The following is a 19,880-nucleotide window of genomic DNA, read 5'->3' on the forward strand; positions in this document are numbered from 1 at the left end:
GTGAGGTGCGTGGAGGTGGCCGCGGGTTGGTCGGGTCGCTGGTGGGGGGCATCGTCATGGTTGGCGAGTTGGTTGAGTGAGGTGCGTGGAGGTGGCCGCGGGTTGGTCGGGTCGCTGGTGGGGGGCATCGTCATGGTTGGCGAGTTGGTTGAGTGAGGTGCGTGGAGGTGGCCGCGGGTTGGTCGGGTCGCTGGTGGGGGGCATCGTCACGGTCGGCGAGCTGGTCGAGTGAGACGAGGGGCGGGAGCACCGGGGATGGGCTGCCGCCCCTCGTTCGTCACCGCGGTTGCCCGCAAGTGCTTCAGTGCCGCCAACTCCTCGTCCCCGACGAGGGTCAGCACCGGCGCACCAGGCTCGCAGATCATGGTGGCGATCAACGCGGACTCCTCGTCGTCGAGGTGGTTCGCGCCCTTGTAGTGGATGACGTCACCGCCGGGCTCGAAGAACGCCTCACCGGCCCGGATCACCCGTTCCGGCGCCCCTTCGAGTTCGAACGTGATGGCGCCCTTCACCACGCGGGCGTAGACGGGCCCGGGGTGCCGGTGGGGAGGCGCGCCAGGACTGCCCGGTGGGAGGGTGACGAGGATCGACCGCGCCACGAGACTCTCGGGAACCGGTGCGACGCCCGGTGACTCGGCGAGGATCTCGACCTTCGGCGGCGGGCCGCCCGCGGCGGGTGGGTGATGAAGAAGTTCGCTCATACCGATGAGACCGGCTGGAGCAGCGTTTCGGCGTCACCGAGGACCACCTGATGTCGCACATCGACTGGTCGGCGGTGATCGCCGTCGGTGAGCCCGCGGTCAGCACCCTGCTGGACCGCGCGGACGAACTGGCCGAAGCGATCGCGCCGCGCTGGTATCCCCGCGCGGTGGAACGGCCCGGCGAGATCTGGGTGGTGCTGCACCGGACGTTCACGAACTGATGCAGGTCACACGCCCGTGAGGTCGCGCTGCACGACGTCACGGGTGCGCGACCTGCCTCGCTCGATCATCGGCAGCTCCACGAAGCGGTGGCACAGATCGGCGATCCCGATCGCGACCAGCGACGTCAGCACGGCCATGAGCAGGCCGGATGCCCCCGACAGCAGCACCGCGGAGTGCGCGATCGACTGCACGAGGTAGATCGAGTACGACCGCTCGCCGAGCCACACCATCGGGCGAGCCGACAGCAGCCGCTGGGGCAGGCCGGGAGCGAGCAGCGCGGGCAGCGTCAGCCCGGCCGCGACCGCGTAGATCGGCACCACCGACACGAAACCGGGGATGGCTCCGTCCAGCGCGCTCGAGACCAGCGGAACGGCCAGGTGCACGCCGATGAACAGCACGATCACCCACGGCACCATGAACGGCCGGAGCAACGCGAACCCGCGGCGGTTGTTCATCAGCAGCGCCACCGCGCACCCGACCAGCACGGTGAAGTAGTGCACTGGCCACCCCTTGGGGTCCGACGAAACGGTGAACGGCACGACGGCCAGCGCGAGCGTCATCAGCCCGACCGTCACCCACGGACGCCAGCGCGGAAGCAACACGAACGCCAGCAACGGCCACACGAGGTAGAACTTCTGCTCCACGCCGAGCGACCACGACTGCCCGTACGCGCCGCCGTGCCCGAACTCGTTGAAGAAGACCAGGTACAGCGGGAAGTCCCGGCCGAGCGGGTTCTGCCAGAGCTGCCCGGCGATCAGCAACCCGGCCGCCGTCACGAACAGGACCACGAAGTACATCGGCAGGATCCGGAACGCGCGCCGCCGGTAGAACCGCGCGAGCGAGATCCGCCCGTTCCGCGCGTGCTCCCGCAGCAGCAGCGTGGTGATCAGGAATCCCGACAGCACGAAGAAGATCTGGACCCCTAGCCAGCCTTGCAGAAACCCGGGTCCGCCGTAGTGGAAGAACACCACCAGCAGGGCGGCGACGGCACGTACGCCGTCCAACGCGGGAAAGCGTTTCAGCCCAAGGAAGTCGTCATGGGTCATGCTCTCTAGTGGTCGAAGACGCCCTGAGCGTTCCCATGAGGACGGTCACATTCCCCTGATGGGAACGCGAAAGACCGCTGCGGCCAAGAAGCAGACGTGAACGAGACAGTGCTGATCAGACAGCTCGTCGACGACGTACCGCCGATGTCCGCCGACGCGTTCGCGTCCGGGCGAAGGCGAATCCTCACGCTGCACCGGTGGGTGAAGGCGCGCAAGGCGACCCGTGTGCTGTGGTTCGTGGCACTGGCCGCGCTGCCGATCGTCCTGGCCGCGGCAGGCTGCTACTACCTCGATCTGCAGGTGTACCGCACCGGCGGGCTCGCCTGGCTGAAAGGGCTTCCGCTCTACATCGACTTCCCGGGAACGCTGGACGGGCCGGCCCTGCCGTTCACCTATCCGCCGATAGCCGCTGTCCTCTTCAGCGGCCTCACGTTCCTGCCGGTGTGGGCGTCGAACGCGCTCGTGGTGGTCGTCAGCTTCCTGTGCCTGTCCGTGGTCTGCTTCCTGGTCACCGGACGGCTCACGCAGCGGGCGAACGTCGTGTGGACGGTCACCGCCGCCGTTTCCGTCGCCACTCTGGCACTGGAACCGGTGATCTCGACGTTCCTCTTCGGACAGATCAACCTGGTGCTGATGGCGCTCGTGGTCGTGGACTGCCTGGCCGTCACCGATCGCCGGTGGAGAGGTGCGCTGGTCGGCCTGGCCGCGGCGATCAAGCTGACGCCGTTGATCTTCCTGCTGTACTTCCTGGTGCGCAGGGACTGGCGGGCGGCGCTCACGTCGGTCGCGACGTTCGCGGGCCTCGCCGGCGCCGGGTTCGTGCTCGCGCCGAAGGACTCCGCCGAGTACTGGTTCCACGCGCTGCTCGACCCCGGCCGCGTCGGCGGTCTCGCGTACATGGCCAACCAGTCGTTGCGCGGTGTGCTGCACCGGGTCAACCCCGGCCAGCCCACCGAAACGCTGCTGTGGGTGCTGTTGTCGGTGATCGTCGTGGTGCTCGCGGTCGTGGCCGCGCGCAAGGCGGGCAACGACGTCGTTGCGCTGACCGCGATCGCGACGGCGGGACTGCTCGTGTCGCCGGTCTCCTGGTCCCACCACTGGGTGTGGTGCGTGCCCGCGCTCCTCGCGTTGGGCTTCGTGCGCCGGAAGTGGGCGTGGGTGACTCTCGGGGCACTGGTCGTGGTGTGCCTTCTCGGTCCCTTCACCTGGTTGCCCCACACCGGCGACAAGGAGATGTTGTGGACCTGGTGGCAGCACATCTACGGCGACGCGTACACGTGGGTCGCGATCGGCGCGCTCGTGGCGCTGGCCGCCACCAGGCCCAGGCTCAGCAGCGCTTCACGCGCACCACGCCGCGGCTCGTCTCCACGATCGCGAAGTTGAGCCGGTCCGGATCCGCGGACCCGAGCGTCACGCGCACCTCGGCGTTGATGTTGATGTTGCGCGGCGAACCGCACGGCGACCACTGGATCTCAGCCGAGTTCGGGCGGTAGTAGGTCTGCCAGTCGTCGCTGAACGGGCCGGTGAACGGGTGGGTCACCGTGGCGTTGGCCGACGAGCCCTGCAGGTAGGTGTTGACGCGGTTCAGCGCGGTCGCGCCTGCCTGCAGGTGCGTGTAGCCCTCGTACGTGGTACGCGCCAGGCCGTAGGTGTAGCCCTCCGGCACGGTCACGCGGAGGCTGATCTGGCAGTTCTTGCGCATGTCGAGGGGTGACGAGCCGCCTCCCGCCCGTGCCAGGAACGTGTGGTAGCCGATCGTGAATGTTCTGCCGTCCGTCTTGACGTCGGCGTCACCGGCCGGGCAACCCGATCCGTTGACGGTCACGACGTCGATGGCGGCCGTGGGTTCTTCCGCCACGTCCGCCGGTGCGAGGGCGGATAGAGCTACGAATGCTGCCGCTGCCGTGTTGAGCATGTGAACCTCTCCAGGGAGTCCGTGACGGCGGCAGCATTCGACGGTAGCCCCGATCCACCTGACGTTTCCCTGACAATTCACGGCTTGAACGGCAGCAGCTCCTCCTCGACGCCGGGCCGCACGACGACGCACGTGGACTCCGGCACCTCCTGCCAGGCTCCGACCAGGTCACCCAGCGGTTCGGACACGACGAGCCGGGAGTCGTCGGCGACGTTCTGCAGCGCCGGGTTGTCCGGGTACTGGCGCCGCAGCGTCGACACGTCGGTGCTGTGGAACAGCGTCCGCGACCTGCCCCGGCTGGAGTAGCGGAACGCCCAGGTCGTCGAGCCGTCGGTGACCGCGACGGTCATCTGGATCGGGTACTCGACGCCCGCTCGCCTGCCCACGTCCTCGACGAACTCGACCATGCGCGCGACGGCGCCGGGCGGGTCCTGCTCCAGCCCGAAGCTGACCGCGAGGTAGAACATGATCTCGGAGTCCGTCGACCCCTCGATCAGCGGGAACAGCGCGGGATCGATCGCCAGCGCCAGTTCGCGGCGCACCAGCGGGAACTTCGCGATGAGACCGTTGTGCATCCACAACCAGTTCTTGTGGCGGAACGGGTGGCAGTTCGACCGCTGCACCGCGCCGCCGGTCGACGCCCGCACGTGCGCGAAGACCCGGTCGACGGTGATCTGCGCGGACAGTTCGCGGAGGTTGCGGTCGTTCCACGCCGGTTCGGTGCTCAGGAACAGTCCCGGCGTGCTCGTGCTGCCGTACCAGCCGATGCCGAACCCGTCCCCGTTCACGGCCGTCGTGCCCAGCCGGGCGTGCTTCGACTGCATGACCAGCGAGTTCTCGGGCGCGTAGAGCAGTTCCTCCAAGAGCACCGGCGAACCGGAATACGCGAGCCACCGGCACATCACGAACCTCCCTTTGCCCAGCGCTACATGGGAACACGTACCCCACCGGAAATGCGAGGTTTGCGGCGGCGCGCCCTCCTCGGGCAGCATGCTGGGGTGACGGTTCCTCCCGGCCTGCGACCTCCGGCCTACCAGCAGCACTTCGAGACGATCGAAACGCGCGTGCCGGTCGAGCGGGTCGAGCCGGCCGAGCCGCGCCAGGAACGCCAGGACATCGCCGTCATCGGCTCGATCGCGGCGCTCGTGCTCGCGCTGACGGTCTGCACCCTGGTCCTGGACCACCCGGCCGCCCGCACCGTGGCCGCCGGTCTCGCGACCCTGGGCCTGATCGTCGCCGTGATCCTGATGCTGCTGGGCAAGCGGCCGGAGCCGGGCAGGCACGTGGCCCGGCACGCCATCGAACGACGGCCGGACTGACCACGCGCTACCTGATCGTCGCGAGGCCCGCTCGCGCGTACTTCTCGTCCAGGTCACCGCTCGGCGCGCCGCCGACCCCGATGCCCGCGATCGACGTGCCGTCCACCGCGACCGGCACCCCGCCGCCCAGGAACAGCGTGCCGGGGATGTCCCGCAGCGTCGCGCCCTGACCGGTGACCCGCCCCGCGAGCTCCGAGGTCGGGGCGTTGAACGACACCGCCGTGAACGCCTTGCGCCGCGCCGACTCCTCGGTCTGCGGGCCGGCGCCGTCCCCCGCGAGCAGCACGACGAGGTCGCCGCCGCGGTCGACCACGGCCACGGTGACGCGCTGGTTCTCCTTCTCCGCGGCGTCCAGAGTGGCCTGGGCGGCTCTGACGGCCGCGTCGATGGTCAGCACCTTCTCGGTGCGGGTGGTGGTGTGCTGGTCGGCTGCCGCATAGCCACCGCCGACGGCCAGGACGGCGAGGGTGGCGACTGCGATCTTCTTCATCGTCATGGGCACCACGGTGTCGCAGGCAGCGCGCGTTTCCATGGTGGTGACGGTTGAACCTCGGTTCAACCCATCGGTTGACCCGCTCGGCGTACCGGCTCGCCTACAGTCGCCGGCGTGTGGCTGCACCGGGCGATGCACGCGGGCTTCTACGTGCTGCTGACGGCGTCGGCGGCGCGGTACGTCGCGTACCACGGCGCCGACCTGCTGGTGCTCGGCCTGGCGGTCGCGCTGGGCTGGTCTATCCCGCCGGGGTGCGGTGGACACAGGCGCTGCCTGCCGTGCTCGCCGTGTGGCTGGTGCTGGTGTGGCTGGCGCCGAGCTTCGGGTGGTGCGCGATCCCGCTGTTCTTCCAGTGCCTGCGCCAGCTGCGGCCGCGGGTGGCGCTGCCGATCGCGGCGGTGCTGACGTTCGCCGTGGTGCTGGCCCAGATCCGGCTGGCCGCGACGTTCGACCTGTCGCTGGTGCTCGGCCCGGTGGGAGTCGCGGTGCTGACGGCGGCGGTGTTCTTCGACCGCGCCCGCCTGCTGCACGAGGCCGGTGTCCTGGAGGAACGCCAGCGGCTCGCCCGCGAGATCCACGACACCCTCGCCCAGGGCTTCTCGAGCATCAACCTGCTGCTTTCCCTCGGCGAGCCGGACAGGGCCGCCGAGGTCGCACGGGAGAACCTGGCCGAGGCGCGCCGGTTCGTCCGCGACCTGTCCCCGATCCGCGGCACGCTGGTCGACGCGTTGCACCGGCTCTGCCCGCACGTGGAGGTCGACGGCGAGCCCTATCCGTTGAGCGTGCAGACCGAGGTGGCGCTGCTGCGCGTGGCCCAGGGCGCCGTGGCCAACGCGTCCGAGCACGCGGCGGCCTCACGGGTGGCGATCACGTTGTCCTACCTGGGCGACGCGGTGACGCTGGACGTCGTCGACGACGGCCGCGGCTTCGACCCGCAGGCCATCGAGCCCGCAGACGGTCGCGGCTACGGGCTGGCGTCGATCCGCGGGCGCATCGCCGAGCTCGGTGGCACGGTGTCCGTGGAGAGCGCGCCGGGGGAGGGAACCGCCGTGGCCGTGACGGTGCCTACGCCATGAGGGTGCTGGTGGTCGACGACCACCCGGTGGTCCGGTTCGGACTCGCCGGGCTGTTGTCGCGCGACTTCGAGGTGGTGGAGGCCGCCACCGGCGAGGAAGCGGTGCGGATGGCGTCCACCGTGGACGTCGTGCTGATGGATCTTCAGCTGGGCAGGGGCATCGACGGCGTGGAGGCCACCAGGCAGATCCGCGCTCTGGAAAGCCCGCCGCAGGTCGTGGTGCTCACGACGTACGACTCGGACGCCGACATCGTGCGCGCGGTCGAGGCGGGCGCGATCGGCTACCTGCTCAAGGACTGTGCACCGGAAGAGCTCGCTAAGGCCGTGCGGACCGCGTCGACCGGGCAGACCGTGCTGTCCCCGGACATCGCGCAACGCCTGCTGCGCCAGGTCCGCGGCCCCGCGCCGAAGCTCAGCGGGCGCGAGGTGCAGATCCTGGAGAACCTGGCGAAGGGCCTGTCGAACCGGGAGATCGCCAAGGTGTTGTTCATCAGCGAGGCCACCGTGAAGACGCACCTCGTGCGGATCTTCGCGAAGCTCGGCGTGGAGACCCGCACGGGGGCCGTCAGGACCGCCGTCGAACGCAAGCTGATCAGGATCTAGAGCGCTGGCGGAGTGGTGTTGGTCAGACGCGGATCCGGCTGACCACCTGACATCGCGAGCATCCCGCGCAAGACCTGCAGCAACCTGAGCAGCCCGCTCGGCTTCCGCCGGTCGATCCCGCCGATCACCTGCTTCAGCACGGACAGCTGGTCGAAGTAGATCCGCTCGGTCACGAGGTTCTCGTCCTCGTCGAAGATGAAGTACGCCGTCATCCGCGTGCGGTGCCCGCCACCGGTCGGCGGGATCTTGCCCAGCGGCCCGGTGTGCGTGCCGAGCAGCCAGAACTCGACGATCACCGCGTCGTGGCTGTGCCGGAACGAGATCAGCTCGTGGTGCTGGTCGGGAAACGCCGCACGCGTGTCGGTGTAGTACTGCCGCACCGCGCTGTCGCCGTCGTGGACGACCATCTGGGCGATGATCTCGTAGTGGGGGTGCGGGAACGTCGAGAGCGTCGCGTCCCAGTCGTGCGCCACCTCGTCGCGGAAGTGGTCGAGCACGAGCTTCTCGCGGGCACGCAGGACGTCCTCGGCGGGCAGGACGAAACGGGATGTCATCGACGCGCCTCCATTACCCACAGTGTGGGTTAAACGCTAAACCCACACCGTGGGCATTCGCAAGGCACAATGGCCGGGTGACTGAGACCCGCCGTGGCCGCCCGCGCACGCCGCTGCTGTCCCGCGAGTCGATCGTCGAGGCAACGCTGCAGGTCATCGACTCCGAGGGTGTCGCAGCGGTGGGCATGCGGTCGGTCGCCAGGGCGCTCGGCGTGGACGCGAAGAGCCTCTACAACCACGTCGACGGCAAGGACGACCTGCTCGACGCCGTCACCGAGCACCTGCTGGCCGGGCTCGTCCTGCCCGAGCGGACCGGTGACGCGCGGCGCGACCTGCACGCCATCGCGGCCAGCTTCCGCGACCAGGCGCTGCGGCACCCGCAGGCGGCCCCGCTCGTGCTCACCCGCCAGCTCGCCTCGTCCCAGGCCCTCGCGCCGATCAATGCGGTGCTGGAGGTGCTCAAGGACGCGGGCGCGGAGACCGGGGACGCCGTGCACATGCTGCGGATGCTGCTCGCGACGTTGATCGGCACGCTGCTGCGCGAGGTGTCGGCGGCCCCGACGTTCGGCAGCAACGATCGCGAAGGCACGCTGGCGGCCAGTGGGCTGCCCGCTCTCATCGAGGCCGCGCCGCACCTCGCGCGGTTCGACCGCGAGGCCGAGTTCGAGTACGCGGTGGACCTCGCGATCACCGCCGTGCTGCACCGCATTGATCTTCGAAGGGCGCGCTAGGCCGAACGGCGGCACACCCGCCGTCGTGAACCTCCGACGGTGGCCCGTGGTCGCGGCAGCAGGCTTCGTCTTCGCCGCTGTCGTGTACGTGCTGGCGGTGCTGACGCGGGCGGGTCAGACCATCGAGAACGCGGCGTTGCGCGGTGCCGACCGGGACGACGTGTCCGAAACGGACGCCGCCTGGCACGCGCTCGGCCAGATCACCGTGTACTCGCTGGCGGCGGCAGTGGTCGCGGTGGCCCTCGTCGGCGTGCTCAGGAAGCGCTGGGACCTGACCGTCGCGGCGGTCGGCGTGATCGTCGCCGGCCAGCTCGTCGTGCAGGTGCTCAAACGGTGGGTGCTGCCGCGGCCGGGCCTGGTCGAGGTCACCGGCGGCTACGCGCACAACAGCCTGCCCAGCGGCCACACCACGATCGCGATGACGGTGCTGTTCGCCGCGATCATCGTCGTGCCGTGGAAGTGGCGCGGCGTGATGCTGTTCTTCGTGCTGCCGTGGGCCACCGCGATCGGCCAGTACACGCTGACCGCGAAGTGGCACCGGCTCAGCGACACCCTCGCCGCCGACGGCATCGCGCTCGCCATCGCCGCCCTCGCCTCGTGGTGGCTGCAGCGCAAGGGATCGCTGACGGTCTACACAGGACCGCGCCGGGCCGGCCGGGTCGTGCTGGTCGTGTTCTGGTCGCTGATCGCCGCGGCGACGCTGGCGCTCGGCCTGATCCTGTGGGGATTTCCGCTGGCCGGAGAGGGTCTTGACGCGGACGAGTGGGTGGTCTACCTGGGTGCGGGGACGTTCGCGTCCGCCGGGTCGCTCATTGCGGCGCTCACCTTCCTCGCGTGCTGGCGGAGAATTCACTGACAACCAGTTGATCTCCCGCGCGTCCTGACAGGTGGAGAGTTCCACAAGAAGGGGGACAGGACGTTGGTTGTTGACCGTCGCTCGGTTCTGGCACTGGGCGCGGGTGCCGCGCTGGCCGTCGCCGTGCCCGCCCAGGCACAGGCGTCGTCGATCAGCGGCAAGCTGCGTGACCTCGAACAGCAGCACGGCGCACGCCTCGGCGTGTTCGCCACCGACACGGGCAGCGGCCGCACGGTGCTGCACCGCGCGGACGAGCTGTTCCCGATGTGCTCGACGTTCAAGACCATCGCGGCCGCGGCGATCCTGCGCCGCGACCACAACGGCGCCTTGTTGGGCAAGGTGATCCGCTACACGCAGGAGGACGTCACCAAGTCCGGCTACGGCCCGATCACCGGCAAGGCGGAGAACCTCGCGAACGGCATGACCGTCTCCGCCCTGTGCGAGGCGACCATCACCTACAGCGACAACTGCGCGGCCAACCTCCTGCTCAAGGAGCTCGGCGGCCCCACGGCGATCACCCGCTTCAGCCGCTCGATCGGCGACCCGGTGACGCGCCTGGACCGCTGGGAGCCCGACCTGAACTCGGCGGAGCCGGGCCGGGTCACCGACACGACGTCGCCGCGCGCGATCGGTCAGAGCTACGCGAGGCTCACCCTCGGTCACGCCCTGAACCGCACCGACGCCGACCAGCTGACGAAGTGGCTGCTGGCCAACACGACGGGCGGCAACCGCATCCGTGCCGGACTGCCCACGGCCTGGCGCTGGGGTGACAAGACGGGCACCGGCAAGTACGGCACGACCAACGACGTCGGCATCGCGTTCCCACCGGGACGGTCGCCGATCGTGATCGCCGTGCTGTCGACGAAGTCCGTCCAGGACGCGCCCGCAGACGAGCCGCTGCTGGCCAAGACGGCCGAGCTGGTGGCGGGGACGTTCAGCTGAACGTGGCAGGCGATCGCGCGGGCCGGCACCGGCCGGCCCGCGCGCTCTGCGACAACCTCTGAAACACCCCGCGCGCAGGCCCTTCATCTGGTCAGATGGAGTGCATGAGCACCTGGGGGAAAGCAATCGTGCTCGCTTTCGCGCTGCTGGCCACGCTCGTGGCACCGGCGCACGCGAGCAACCAGATCAGCGTGTCCGCGGCGGAGGTCACCTTGCCGCCTGGCCAGAACACGGCGTCCGTCGGCGTCAGCTGGCACACCGACGGAAACCAGACGGTCCAGATCTGGATCCGCGAGACCGGCAAGGCCGCCAAGCTGTGGCGGCACGAAGTCAACGGCAGCGCCACCTGGCCGTACCTCCACGCCGGCACCACGACGACGTTCGAGCTGCGCGGCGGCCCGAACTTCGCCACCGTGCTGGGCACGACGAGCAGCACGGGACGCCTGCCAGGACGGTTGAGCGCCGACCGCACGCACCTCGCGCTCGCACCCGGCACCACCGGCACGATCGACCTGTCCTGGGCCACGGAGCTCAGCGACGCCCAGGTGTGGGTGTCGCACAACGGAAATCCGCAGAAGCTGTACGCGCAGGGCCCGTCCGGCACCGGCCGGATCACCTGGATCAGCCGCGGCACCACGGTGTTCACGCTCTGGTCCGGCACCGGCCAGGAGCACCTCCTCGACACCCTCGTCGTCACCGCGGACTCCGGCGCGACGGCGTCCTTCGACCGGCCCGTGGTCGTCGACCCGGACGGCAACGGCATCGCGACCGTGCGGTGGACGGGAGGCGAGGCACGGCTCGTCAACGACGACGGCACCGAGACCGTGCTCAGCGGCGGGTCGGCCGCGATCAGCACGCGCGGCGCGGACCGCAAGGTCGTGCGGGTCTACGAAAGCGGCCAGGTCGTGACGCACGCGAGCGTCACGATCCTGCGCGACGGTCGCGGCTGGGCGGGCTTCAACTACCTGCCGGAGCACGAGAAGCGGTACCAGGAGTACCTCGACGACGCGGTCTGGCCGCAGGTGCGTGACCAGGTCGCGCACGACTTCGACATGATGGCCTCCACCGGCGGCACCGTCGCCAGGATCGTGCTGTGGCCGGAGAAGAGCACGAACGCGGCGGCGCAGGCCCGCAACCTCGCCGACCTGGCCGGGATCGCGAAGCAGCGCGGCATCCGGCTCGTGGTGGCGTTCGCCAACAGCTGGCTGACCAACCCGAACTGGGACGACACCGCGGACAGCCGCAAGAAGTGGGCCGAGTTCGCGATCACCAGCGCGAACTGGATGAACACCTACATCACCGCGCTCGAACCCGGTGGCGCGGTGCTGTACTACGACCTGCAGAACGAGACGTCCGGTGTGCGCGGCAACCAGTCGAACCTGCAAAGTGCTTACTTGGCAATGGTTTACGACCGCACAGCGGCGCCGAGGGGCAAGCGCGGAGTGTCCGTGATGCACGCGTCGACCGACGGCGCGGACCTCGCGGCCGCGCTCGTCGGCAAGCCGATGGACTTCGTCGACGTGCACGGCTACGGCAACCTGGATCTTCTCGACGGGGCGGTGCGCGGGCTTCGGGAGAAGTTCCCGGCCAGCGCGGTGATCGTCGGTGAGATCGGGAAGAGCGCGCCGGGCGAGCAGCAGGAGCGCGAACAAGCCGACTACACCGGGCAAACGCTGCAGACGACGGACCGTCTCCAGGTGCCGATCACGATGGTCTGGGAGCTCTACGACGACCCTCGCACGCCACCGCACCCGAACAGCATCGCCTTCGGCTACCTCGCCCGAGACCGCGCCAAGCCGGGATTCGGCGTGCTGTGCTCCCGCTGGAGCCTCGTGCCCGACTGCGGCGCACCGCGCGAGGCCACGTCAGCACAGCCGACGACCCTGGAGCTGAGCGCGACCGTCCCGGTGCGGCCCGGAACCCTCGCGCCCAACGCGATCCTGCGCGGCAACGGCACGGCCAGGCTCGTGATCACCGAGCTCGACCCGGCCGGCCGCGAGGTGGCCAGCACGCTGACCGAGCCGGTCGCCATCGGCACCGCGGGCCTGAACTACCTGCGGCACCAGCAGTCCGACGTGCGGCTGCGCGACGAGACCAGGTCCGTGCGCATCGCCGTGCGGGCCGAGGGTTCGACGCGGCTGCAGGTGGATGCGCTGACCGCGAGCGTCAGGTGACCGGCACCCAGAGCTCGATCACGGTGTGCCGGCGGTAGAACTCGACGAGCGGCCGGGAGGAGTCCCAGGGCCCCGACGCCTTGAGCTCCTCCACGGCCGGTCCGATCCGCCCGTACAGCTCGGGCAGCTCACCCTCCAGCACCGTGCGCGCCTCAGGTCCATCGCGACGAACCGCAGCCCGAGCACCTGAGCCGCGAACTTCCCCGTGCCGCGTCAGGGTGTGCGCGAACCGGTTGATCTCTGCGAGCGCCTTTCCCGGTACGTGAATTCGACGCCACTGTCGAACAGGGCGGGCCGATCGTCGAATGATTCGAACGCGCTCAACGTGTTGTGCACCGGTTTTGCCATGCGATCCCCCTTCGCGTTCGCAACCCTAGTCGAATGCGCAGGTCGTCGACTACCGTGCAACGCGAATCTCGTTCACGTTCGGCAAAGGCGGCGGCGATGCGGCGAGCGGTGCTCCTGGCAGTCCTGTTCCTCCTCTCACTGGTGATCACACCTGTGCGAGCGGAGTCCTTCGACGGCTCCGAGTTGCGCGTGTCCGGCGGGGTGTTCCGCGACGAGCACGGCCGTGAGGTCGTGTTGCGCGGCTTCAACGTCTCCGGCACCGCGAAGCTCGCCGAGTACCGCGGCCTCCCGTTCGCCTCGGTCGCCGACGCGCGCAAGTCCGCGAGCGCGATGAAGCAGCTGACCGGCGCGAACGCCGTCCGGTTCCTGCTGACGTGGGCGTGGATCGAACCGCAGCGCGGCCAGATCGACCGCGCGTACCTCGACGGGGTGACGCAACAGCTGCGGGCGTTCACCGATCAGGGGCTCCGCGTCTACCTCGACTTCCACCAGGACCTGTACTCGCGCCACCTGTTCAACAAGGACAGCTGGTACACCGGTGACGGCGCGCCCGCGTGGGCGGCAAGCGGTTACCCCAAGGAGTCGTGCGGCCTCTGCTTCCACTGGGGCCAGAACATGAAGAACAACAACGCCGTCACCGCGGCCACCTACGACTTCTGGCACAACCGCAACGGCGTGCAGGACTCGTTCGTCAACGCGGCCGGCGAGGCGCTCAAGCACGTCAAGCAAGCCTTGCCCGCCAACGAGTTCAAGCTCGTCGTCGGCGTCGACCCGCTCAACGAGCCCTACGCGGGCAAGTACGACAACGGCCAGACCTCCCAGCAGTGGGAGCGCGACCTCCTGATGCCGTTCTACCAGCGTTTCCGCGCTGAGATGGACGAGGCGGGCTGGGCCGCGAAGCCCGCGTTCGTCGAGCCGCTGGTGTTCTGGAACCAGAACGTGGACTTCTTCGCCGAACCCGGCGGCCTCGCACTGGTGCCGACGCTGGGCGAGCGGTTCGTGTTCAACGCGCACTTCTACGACGGCAAGGCGCAGTCGGGCCTGCTGATGCCGGGCAAGGCGGGCGACGGCCAGTACACCCAGGCGTTCCGCACGATCCGCGACCGCGCCACCGCGCTCGGCACCACCTCGATCGTCTCCGAGTTCGGCCACCCGGTCTCCGGCAACACCTCCGACAAGCTCTCCTCGGTGCTCAAGGGGATCTACCAGGGCCTCGACTCGACCGCTCCGGGCGCCCGCTGGTGGTCGTCTCCGCGCGGCAGCGTGATCTCGGGCAGCCAGTGGCACTGGGACATCAACTACGGCCGTCACCGCGAGCTGATGAACGACAACCCGAACAAGGTCATGACCGACGGCGACGCCATGAACGACGAGCACTTCTCGGCGGTGAAGCTCGACGCGTCCGGCAACCCGGTGCTCACCGTCGAACGCGCCCTCGTCGACCGCGTCTACCCGCAGGCCGTCGCGGGCACCACGCTCGCGTTCGCCTACGAGGACCGCGCCTACCAGACGTGGCAGCAGATCCCGCTGGCCAACGTCAGGTCGCTGGTCGGCTCGGCGCCGTTCGCGGTGATCGTGTGGGACTCCAACGGCGGCTCGGCGCCGACCGAGCTCCACCTGCCCGAGTCGCTGCGCTCGCCGCTGGTCATCAGCTCGGCGTCGTCGAGCGTGCAGGGCGACAAGCTCCTGCTCCGCGGTGGCTCGGGACGACAGTTCGCGCTGGTCACGGCTGCCTCAGGCGGCAACACGGCGGCAGCGGAGGCAGAGCTGCGGCAGTGGTACCAGGGCTGGTGACGGTCGAACGTCAGCGGCAAGGGGTACCTGAGCTTGTTCCGTAAACTGGCACAGTGCGCACGAAACCTACTCTGACCTGGTCATCCTCAGGCCCGTCGCTGCCGCGCACCTCCACCCTCGCCGACGTCGTCCCGATCGTCGACGAGGGTGGTGTGCTGGTGCTGAGCGGCGCGGGCCTTTCCACGGAGTCCGGCATCCCGGACTACCGCGGTGAGGGCGGGACCCTGCGCAAGCACACCCCGATGACCTACGAGGAGTTCACGACGAGTCCTGCGGGCCGCCGTCGCTACTGGGCCCGCAGCCACGTCGGCTGGCGCACGATCGCCCGCGCCCACCCCAACGCGGGCCACCACGCGGTCACCCGGCTGAGCCCGAAGCTGTCCGGTGTGATCACCCAGAACGTGGACGGCCTGCACCAGGCCGCGGGTTCCAGGGACGTCGTGGAACTGCACGGCGGCCTGGACCGCGTGATCTGCCTGGACTGCAGGGCGCTCTCACCGCGCATCGACCTGGACCGCCGCCTGCGCGAGGCGAACCCGGACTTCGCCGCCACCACGGACGAGATCAACCCGGACGGCGACGTCTTCCTCCCCGAGGAAGCGGTCCGCGGCTTCGAGGTCGTCGGCTGTCTGGACTGCGGCGGCGTCCTCAAGCCGGACGTCGTCTTCTTCGGCGAGAACGTCCCGCGTCCGCGCGTCGAACAGTGCTACTCGCTCGTCGACAACGCGCGCTCGTTGCTCGTCCTCGGCTCCTCCCTGACGGTCATGTCCGGACTCAGGTTCGTGCGGCGCGCGTTCGAGGCCGGCCTCCCGGTCGTGATCATCAATCGCGGCGAGACCCGTGGCGACGCGTTCGCGACGCTGCGCGTCGACCTGCCGTTGGGCAAATCGCTCACCGAACTCGCGGACGTCGTTCTACAGTCCGGGAATGGTGACCTTCCCGGTCGATGACGTCACGCCCGTCACCGACGCCCTGCCCACGAGCCCGTTCGCCGCGCAGTTCCCGGACGCGCTCGTGGCCGGCGGTGATGCGGAGGTCCTGAAACCCGACGGCGTGCACCCGCTGATGAGCGCCGTGGCGAAGGCGTTCGCCGAGCACCGTCCACTCGTGCTGACCCCGGACGCCATCTGGCTGACCATCGCCCGCGGTGTCGCGCAGCACGTGAAGCTGCACGCCGAGGAACTCCGCCAGCTGCTCGTGAGCCACGACGGCAAGAAGCGGCTCGAGGTTTTCGTCGACGGCCCGATGCCAGCCGGCGCGCAGTCATGGGCCCACGTCGTGGAACTGTTCGCGAAGCAGATCGGCGACACGACGTTCGAGTGCGACTTCAGCACCAGCACCGATGTCGAACGGGTAGCGGGCCGCGTCGCGCTGATGGACGCCTACTCGCCGTACTACGCGTTCTGGATGATGTGCGTCTGCGGCATCCCGTCGATCACCCTGACCGGCACGGTGGACGACTGGCGCAAGATCCGCGCCCGCGTCGACGACCTCGGCGTTCTCGGCCTGGGCAAGTGGGTCCGGTCGCTCGCGCCGATCATGGACGAGTTCGTGCGAGCCTCCCAGGGGCGCCACGACACCGCGTTCTGGCAGCGCATCTACAACCCGGCCGACGCGTACGGCGGCGAGATCGTGACGGGCTGGATCACCCGGTTCTACCCGTACCTGGCGATCGGCGGCACGACCGGTGAGCCGAATCCCATGCTCGACCTGCGCCTCAGCGAGCCCCGCGACCGGACCGACACCGGCATCAGCACGAGCAACGTGCCCAACACGCTGTGCCGCGCCACGATCAACGTCAACGACCTCCACGACAACCGCGTGGTGGCCGTGGACGCGGGACTGGTCGGCGTGGCACAGGACCCGGACGGCGCGCTCCGCCCGGTGGCCGGCTGGGTGCTCGTCGAAGCGCCCGCGGACATCGAGACCGTGCTCGATCGGCTGGTGGCGGAACACGAGACCACCCCGCCGGTGCAGAGCGGGTTCGGACCGTCCGGTGGCGGCGACGCGATCGCCCTGCACACCCGGATCGGCGCGGCCTCCCTGTTCGGCGGCGCCTGGCGACTGCGCCCGCACACCGAGACGGCCTACGTGCGGTCCGGCCGGCACGACGCCCAGGTGTTGTTCGACCTCGCGGACGGCAGGAGGATCGCCGAGACCCTCGACTCGTACTGGATCGTGCTGCGTGACGGCCAGGACCCGGCGACCGTGCCGGTGCTCGGCACGTCCCTGGCCCACCTGCTCGACGCGGCCATGGACTCCGGCGGCGACATCTCCCACCTCGAGGTGAAGAAGCTGGCCGACCTCTAGTTCTGGGTCCGGAAGCGGTCCAGCACCCGCCGTTCGCGCTTGGTGGGCCGTCCGGCACCCCGGTCCCGCCGCGCGATCGGGATGTCCGGCGGTGGCGGGGGAGTGCGGTCGATGAAGCACGTGGCCGCGTCCGCCGCACCCACCCGCTTCTGGATCACCCGGACGACCTCGACGATCCGGACCTTGTCCCCGACACGGGCACGGACCTGGTCTCCCGGAACCACGACCGTGGAGGGCTTCGCGGGCTTGTCGTTGATGCGCACGTGGCCGCCACGGCACGCCGCCGCGGCGTCCGGGCGGGTCTTCGTCAGCCGGACCGCCCACAGCCAACGGTCGATGCGCGTGGACTCCACCCCGACATCATGGCACTCTCGGAGATGATGAAGATCCTGGCGGTCGCACTCACCCTCGCCGCGTCGCTCACCCCCGTCGGCCCGCTCGGTGAGCTCACCGAGCGGGCCGTGAAGCGCGTCCAGGTCGCCGATCTGGTGGCAGCGGCCAAGTTCGGCACACCCCAGCCGATCGACGACCCGGCGCGCGAACAGCAGGTGCTCGACACCGTCCGCACCAAGGCCGCGCAGCTCAGCCTCGACCCGGAGAACGCGGCGAGGTTCTTCCGCGCCCAGATCGAGGCGAACAAGCTGGTGCAACGCGGCCTTTACGCGCGCTGGACCGAGCACCCGGAGGAGGTCCCGTCGAGGCGCCCCGACCTCGGTACCGAGGTGCGGCCGATCCTCGACCGTCTCACCACCGACATCCTGAACGAGCTCAAGGACACCGAGCAGCTGCGCAAGCCCACGCTGAGGTGCGAGATCCACGCGACGATCGCGGAACGGTCGGCGGTGGTGCTGCACCACCTCGACCCGTTGCACGAGAACGCGCTGGCCGAGGCGATGCGGCCGGTCTGTTCGAAGTAGACGGTCAGGCGGGAGGCGGCTGGGGGAGCGGGTGGGCGCCCTCCGGCCGCAGACCGTCGAACAGGATCGCCAGATAGCGCTCCCACAGGTCGGGCGGTGCGCCGGGCAGGTGTTTGACCACGTCGCCGGGCACGCACATCAGCAGCATCACGTCGGTGCCGGTGACGTCGGGCCGTAGCGCGCCCTGTGCGCGGGCGTGGCCGACCAGTTCGGTGATGGCCAGTGCCATGGCCTTCTGCGCCTTGTCGACGTCCGCACCGAGATCCCCGGACAGGAACGACAGGTCGAGCTGCTGCCGTTGCCGGGCGGCGAACCTCAGGAACTCCAGCAGCGCGGCACCCGCGTCCGGTGCGGTGCACAGCTCCGCGGCCAGCGCGGTGAGCCGGGTGACGCGGTCCAGGACGATCGCGGCGACCAGGTCGTCCTTGGTGGGGAAGTGGCGGAAGACCGTGCCCTTGCAGAGCCCCGGCAACGACGTCGCGGGCACGGTCACCGAGATCGGCCCCGGCGTCACGGCGTTCGCGGAAGGCGACGAGATCTTCGGCCAGGCCGTGCCGCGCGTGCTGCGGGCGATGGCCGGGGCGACCAGGCCGTCGCTGAGCACCGGCTCGCTGGCCGAGTACGCGGTGTTCGAGGCGGACACGCCGTTGCTGACGCGTCGCCCGCCCGGTCTGGACGTGGCGGACGCCGCAGCGCTGGCCACGACCGGGCTGACCGCACGGGCGCTGGTCACGACGGCGCGACCGAAACGTGGCGAGACCACGCTGGTCGTGGGTGCCACGAGAGGTGTCGGCACCGCGCTGGTCCCGTTGCTCGTCGCCGCGGGTGTGCGGGTCGTCGCCACGGCCACCGCCGCGGACGCCGACCTGCTGCGCGCCCTCGGTGCCGAGGACACCATCGGCTACACCGACGCCTGTCCGCGCCAGGTCGACGTGGCGTTCAACCTGGCGCTGCCTGGAGATCGGCTGGCCGGGATCGCCGGAGCGGTCCGCACGGGCGGCAGGTTGTTCACCATCACCCACCCGCTGCCCGTGCGGGACCGGGACGACATCGACGTGGAGTTCGTGCTCGACCTCGACGGCCGGCTCGGTGGCATGCGCGAGGTGGCCGAACTGGCCGCGAGTGGTGCGCTGCCCGTGACGATCGGACGCCGTTACGTCCTCGACGAAGGACCGAAGGCGTGCGCGGACTTCGTCCGGGAACACACCACGGGCAAGCTCGTCGTCACGGTGTGACGGCGTCCATACTGTCCACTGTGGACTTGAGGCCGAGCATCCTGGCGAGGCCCGAGATCTCGAGCACCTGTGTCACCTGTGCGGACGCGGCGGACAACCGCAGCCCGCCCGCCGCGGCCGAGGCACGGGCGTGTCCGCGCACAAGTGCGCTGATTCCGCTGGAGTCGCAGAAGGTGACGGCGGAGAGGTCCAGGACGACGTAGCGGTGGCCCTGGTCGAGGAGGCGGTCGAGCCGGGCGAGCAGCCGTTCCGCGCCAGAGGTGTCGAGCTCCCCGGAAACCACGAGGGTGGTGGAGGCAGGCGTCGACTCGGTGACCGTGACAACGAGCATCCCGCTGAGTTACCCGGGCGGCGTGGAACGAAACCGGTCCACTGACCGGTTTTCAAGTTGTTCGGTCAAGCACGCCAGGGGTCTCTCGCAGAAGATCGCGAAGGAGGCCCACGTGCGAGTGCCGGCCGCTCCGGCCGAAAAGATCAAAGATTTCGACGCGAAGGTGTACCACACGGCCGCTGAGATATTGAGGTGATCTCAACAGCGGAGATTCCAGCACTGAAGGCCTGAGGATGTTCGGGGGAACGCTCGTGCAGGCGCTCTGACGTGCCGCGGGGCCTGGGAGTAGAAGGACGGGGAGCTCCTGATAGGAC

Annotated in this window: 24 protein-coding genes; 14 read left to right on the forward strand and 10 right to left on the reverse strand. The window is 69.7% G+C overall.

Going from position 1 to position 19,880, the window contains the following annotated elements:
• Positions 1-206 precede the first annotated feature (206 nt).
• Positions 207-701, reverse strand: a complete 495-nt coding sequence (locus ABFX45_RS18800; protein WP_346131436.1) for a cupin domain-containing protein — start codon at positions 699-701, stop codon at positions 207-209.
• A gap of 50 nt (positions 702-751) precedes the next feature.
• Between ABFX45_RS18800 and ABFX45_RS18805 the strand changes: the two genes are divergently transcribed.
• Positions 752-922, forward strand: a complete 171-nt coding sequence (locus ABFX45_RS18805) for a hypothetical protein (protein ID WP_346131438.1) — start codon at positions 752-754, stop codon at positions 920-922.
• Between the two features lie 6 nt (positions 923-928).
• Here the strand turns inward: ABFX45_RS18805 and ABFX45_RS18810 are convergent, their stop codons facing one another.
• Positions 929-1,969, reverse strand: a complete 1,041-nt coding sequence (locus ABFX45_RS18810; RefSeq protein WP_346131440.1) for an acyltransferase family protein — start codon at positions 1,967-1,969, stop codon at positions 929-931.
• 96 nt (positions 1,970-2,065) lie between these two features.
• Between ABFX45_RS18810 and ABFX45_RS18815 the strand changes: the two genes are divergently transcribed.
• Entirely contained in the window at positions 2,066-3,352 is a 1,287-nt protein-coding gene (locus tag ABFX45_RS18815) for a glycosyltransferase 87 family protein (RefSeq protein WP_346131442.1), read from the forward strand.
• Here the strand turns inward: ABFX45_RS18815 and ABFX45_RS18820 are convergent.
• Positions 3,297-3,884 (reverse strand): DUF4360 domain-containing protein, encoded by a 588-nt coding sequence (locus ABFX45_RS18820; RefSeq protein ID WP_109638528.1) that lies wholly within the window; start codon positions 3,882-3,884, stop codon positions 3,297-3,299. The genes ABFX45_RS18815 and ABFX45_RS18820 overlap by 56 nt on opposite strands.
• Positions 3,885-3,961: 77 nt before the next feature.
• Complete coding sequence (locus ABFX45_RS18825; RefSeq protein WP_211337467.1) at positions 3,962-4,753, reverse strand: class II glutamine amidotransferase; 792 nt, start codon at positions 4,751-4,753, stop codon at positions 3,962-3,964.
• 129 nt (positions 4,754-4,882) lie between these two features.
• Between ABFX45_RS18825 and ABFX45_RS18830 the strand changes: the two genes are divergently transcribed.
• Positions 4,883-5,203 (forward strand): hypothetical protein, encoded by a 321-nt coding sequence (locus tag ABFX45_RS18830; RefSeq protein ID WP_109638530.1) that lies wholly within the window; start codon positions 4,883-4,885, stop codon positions 5,201-5,203.
• Between the two features lie 7 nt (positions 5,204-5,210).
• Here ABFX45_RS18830 and ABFX45_RS18835 read toward each other — a convergent pair whose 3' ends face one another.
• The gene (locus ABFX45_RS18835) at positions 5,211-5,735 is read right to left on the reverse strand and encodes a GlcG/HbpS family heme-binding protein (RefSeq protein WP_109638531.1); all 525 of its coding nucleotides are present in this window, start codon (positions 5,733-5,735) and stop codon (positions 5,211-5,213) included.
• Positions 5,736-5,947: 212 nt separating this feature from the next.
• Here ABFX45_RS18835 and ABFX45_RS18840 point away from each other — a divergent pair, with 212 nt between their 5' ends.
• On the forward strand, positions 5,948-6,772 hold the full coding sequence (locus tag ABFX45_RS18840) for a sensor histidine kinase (RefSeq protein WP_346131446.1): 825 nt from the start codon (positions 5,948-5,950) through the stop codon (positions 6,770-6,772).
• Entirely contained in the window at positions 6,769-7,374 is a 606-nt protein-coding gene (locus ABFX45_RS18845) for a response regulator (protein ID WP_109638532.1), read from the forward strand. The genes ABFX45_RS18840 and ABFX45_RS18845 overlap by 4 nt, the downstream gene beginning before the upstream one ends.
• On the opposite strand, the gene ABFX45_RS18850 is transcribed toward ABFX45_RS18845, so the two are convergent.
• Positions 7,371-7,928: an ester cyclase gene (locus ABFX45_RS18850; protein WP_346131449.1), complete on the reverse strand. Its 558-nt coding sequence runs from the start codon at positions 7,926-7,928 to the stop codon at positions 7,371-7,373. The two genes, ABFX45_RS18845 and ABFX45_RS18850, sit on opposite strands and share 4 nt — an antisense overlap.
• A 77-nt stretch (positions 7,929-8,005) precedes the next feature.
• On the opposite strand from ABFX45_RS18850, the gene ABFX45_RS18855 reads away from it, so the two are divergent.
• The 4 genes from ABFX45_RS18855 to ABFX45_RS18870 all read left to right on the forward strand — a co-directional run bounded on the left by ABFX45_RS18855 (position 8,006) and on the right by ABFX45_RS18870 (position 12,631).
• Complete coding sequence (locus tag ABFX45_RS18855) at positions 8,006-8,659, forward strand: TetR/AcrR family transcriptional regulator (protein ID WP_346131451.1); 654 nt, start codon at positions 8,006-8,008, stop codon at positions 8,657-8,659.
• Between the two features lie 25 nt (positions 8,660-8,684).
• Positions 8,685-9,515 carry a phosphatase PAP2 family protein gene (locus tag ABFX45_RS18860; RefSeq protein ID WP_346131454.1) on the forward strand — a complete coding sequence of 277 codons (831 nt, stop codon included), beginning with the start codon at positions 8,685-8,687 and terminating at the stop codon, positions 9,513-9,515.
• A 63-nt stretch (positions 9,516-9,578) separates the two neighbouring features.
• On the forward strand, positions 9,579-10,457 hold the full coding sequence (gene bla, locus ABFX45_RS18865; protein WP_109638534.1) for a class A beta-lactamase: 879 nt from the start codon (positions 9,579-9,581) through the stop codon (positions 10,455-10,457).
• A 104-nt stretch (positions 10,458-10,561) separates the two neighbouring features.
• Positions 10,562-12,631, forward strand: coding sequence for a fimbrial biogenesis chaperone (locus ABFX45_RS18870; protein WP_346131456.1), 2,070 nt, complete (start codon positions 10,562-10,564; stop codon positions 12,629-12,631).
• On the opposite strand, the gene ABFX45_RS18875 is transcribed toward ABFX45_RS18870, so the two are convergent.
• Positions 12,624-12,773 carry a hypothetical protein gene (locus ABFX45_RS18875; RefSeq protein ID WP_170155069.1) on the reverse strand — a complete coding sequence of 50 codons (150 nt, stop codon included), beginning with the start codon at positions 12,771-12,773 and terminating at the stop codon, positions 12,624-12,626. The genes ABFX45_RS18870 and ABFX45_RS18875 overlap by 8 nt on opposite strands.
• Before the next feature lie 302 nt (positions 12,774-13,075).
• Between ABFX45_RS18875 and ABFX45_RS18880 the strand changes: the two genes are divergently transcribed.
• From ABFX45_RS18880 to ABFX45_RS18890, 3 genes are read left to right on the forward strand one after another with little or no spacing between them, the layout of a single operon-like run.
• A complete protein-coding gene (locus ABFX45_RS18880; protein ID WP_109638536.1) occupies positions 13,076-14,773 on the forward strand; it encodes a cellulase family glycosylhydrolase in 1,698 nt (565 codons plus the stop codon).
• A 53-nt stretch (positions 14,774-14,826) separates the two neighbouring features.
• Positions 14,827-15,723, forward strand: coding sequence for an NAD-dependent protein deacetylase (locus tag ABFX45_RS18885; protein ID WP_346131459.1), 897 nt, complete (start codon positions 14,827-14,829; stop codon positions 15,721-15,723).
• Positions 15,701-17,083: a DUF4419 domain-containing protein gene (locus tag ABFX45_RS18890; RefSeq protein ID WP_346131461.1), complete on the forward strand. Its 1,383-nt coding sequence runs from the start codon at positions 15,701-15,703 to the stop codon at positions 17,081-17,083. The genes ABFX45_RS18885 and ABFX45_RS18890 overlap by 23 nt, the downstream gene beginning before the upstream one ends.
• Here ABFX45_RS18890 and ABFX45_RS18895 read toward each other — a convergent pair.
• A complete protein-coding gene (locus ABFX45_RS18895) occupies positions 17,080-17,436 on the reverse strand; it encodes an RNA-binding S4 domain-containing protein (protein ID WP_109638538.1) in 357 nt (118 codons plus the stop codon). The two genes, ABFX45_RS18890 and ABFX45_RS18895, sit on opposite strands and share 4 nt — an antisense overlap.
• A gap of 9 nt (positions 17,437-17,445) precedes the next feature.
• Between ABFX45_RS18895 and ABFX45_RS18900 the strand changes: the two genes are divergently transcribed.
• Positions 17,446-18,000, forward strand: a complete 555-nt coding sequence (locus ABFX45_RS18900) for a chorismate mutase (RefSeq protein ID WP_346131464.1) — start codon at positions 17,446-17,448, stop codon at positions 17,998-18,000.
• Positions 18,001-18,004: 4 nt separating this feature from the next.
• On the opposite strand, the gene ABFX45_RS18905 is transcribed toward ABFX45_RS18900, so the two are convergent.
• Positions 18,005-18,487: a TetR/AcrR family transcriptional regulator gene (locus ABFX45_RS18905; protein ID WP_346131466.1), complete on the reverse strand. Its 483-nt coding sequence runs from the start codon at positions 18,485-18,487 to the stop codon at positions 18,005-18,007.
• On the opposite strand from ABFX45_RS18905, the gene ABFX45_RS18910 reads away from it, so the two are divergent.
• On the forward strand, positions 18,450-19,235 hold the full coding sequence (locus ABFX45_RS18910) for a zinc-binding dehydrogenase (RefSeq protein ID WP_346131468.1): 786 nt from the start codon (positions 18,450-18,452) through the stop codon (positions 19,233-19,235). The genes ABFX45_RS18905 and ABFX45_RS18910 overlap by 38 nt on opposite strands.
• Here ABFX45_RS18910 and ABFX45_RS18915 read toward each other — a convergent pair.
• Positions 19,225-19,566: an STAS domain-containing protein gene (locus ABFX45_RS18915; protein ID WP_109638541.1), complete on the reverse strand. Its 342-nt coding sequence runs from the start codon at positions 19,564-19,566 to the stop codon at positions 19,225-19,227. The two genes, ABFX45_RS18910 and ABFX45_RS18915, sit on opposite strands and share 11 nt — an antisense overlap.
• Positions 19,567-19,880 lie beyond the last annotated feature (314 nt).

It is taken from the genome of Lentzea roselyniae (assembly GCF_039537795.1).
Taxonomy (GTDB): Bacteria; Actinomycetota; Actinomycetes; order Mycobacteriales; family Pseudonocardiaceae; genus Lentzea; species Lentzea atacamensis.

What these genes read in the sequence shown, in the direction of transcription:
- ABFX45_RS18900 (WP_346131464.1), top strand. Translation starts at nt 17,446, where the DNA reads ATGGCACTCTCGGAGATGATGAAGATCCTGGCGGTCGCACTCACCCTC.
- ABFX45_RS18890 (WP_346131461.1), top strand. Translation starts at nt 15,701, where the DNA reads ATGGTGACCTTCCCGGTCGATGACGTCACGCCCGTCACCGACGCCCTG.
- ABFX45_RS18835 (WP_109638531.1), bottom strand. Translation starts at nt 5,735, where the DNA reads ATGGAAACGCGCGCTGCCTGCGACACCGTGGTGCCCATGACGATGAAG.
- ABFX45_RS18845 (WP_109638532.1), top strand. Translation starts at nt 6,769, where the DNA reads ATGAGGGTGCTGGTGGTCGACGACCACCCGGTGGTCCGGTTCGGACTC.
- ABFX45_RS18915 (WP_109638541.1), bottom strand. Translation starts at nt 19,566, where the DNA reads ATGCTCGTTGTCACGGTCACCGAGTCGACGCCTGCCTCCACCACCCTC.
- ABFX45_RS18810 (WP_346131440.1), bottom strand. Translation starts at nt 1,969, where the DNA reads ATGACCCATGACGACTTCCTTGGGCTGAAACGCTTTCCCGCGTTGGAC.
- ABFX45_RS18880 (WP_109638536.1), top strand. Translation starts at nt 13,076, where the DNA reads ATGCGGCGAGCGGTGCTCCTGGCAGTCCTGTTCCTCCTCTCACTGGTG.
- ABFX45_RS18800 (WP_346131436.1), bottom strand. Translation starts at nt 701, where the DNA reads ATGAGCGAACTTCTTCATCACCCACCCGCCGCGGGCGGCCCGCCGCCG.
- ABFX45_RS18870 (WP_346131456.1), top strand. Translation starts at nt 10,562, where the DNA reads ATGAGCACCTGGGGGAAAGCAATCGTGCTCGCTTTCGCGCTGCTGGCC.
- ABFX45_RS18850 (WP_346131449.1), bottom strand. Translation starts at nt 7,928, where the DNA reads ATGACATCCCGTTTCGTCCTGCCCGCCGAGGACGTCCTGCGTGCCCGC.
- ABFX45_RS18805 (WP_346131438.1), top strand. Translation starts at nt 752, where the DNA reads ATGTCGCACATCGACTGGTCGGCGGTGATCGCCGTCGGTGAGCCCGCG.
- ABFX45_RS18820 (WP_109638528.1), bottom strand. Translation starts at nt 3,884, where the DNA reads ATGCTCAACACGGCAGCGGCAGCATTCGTAGCTCTATCCGCCCTCGCA.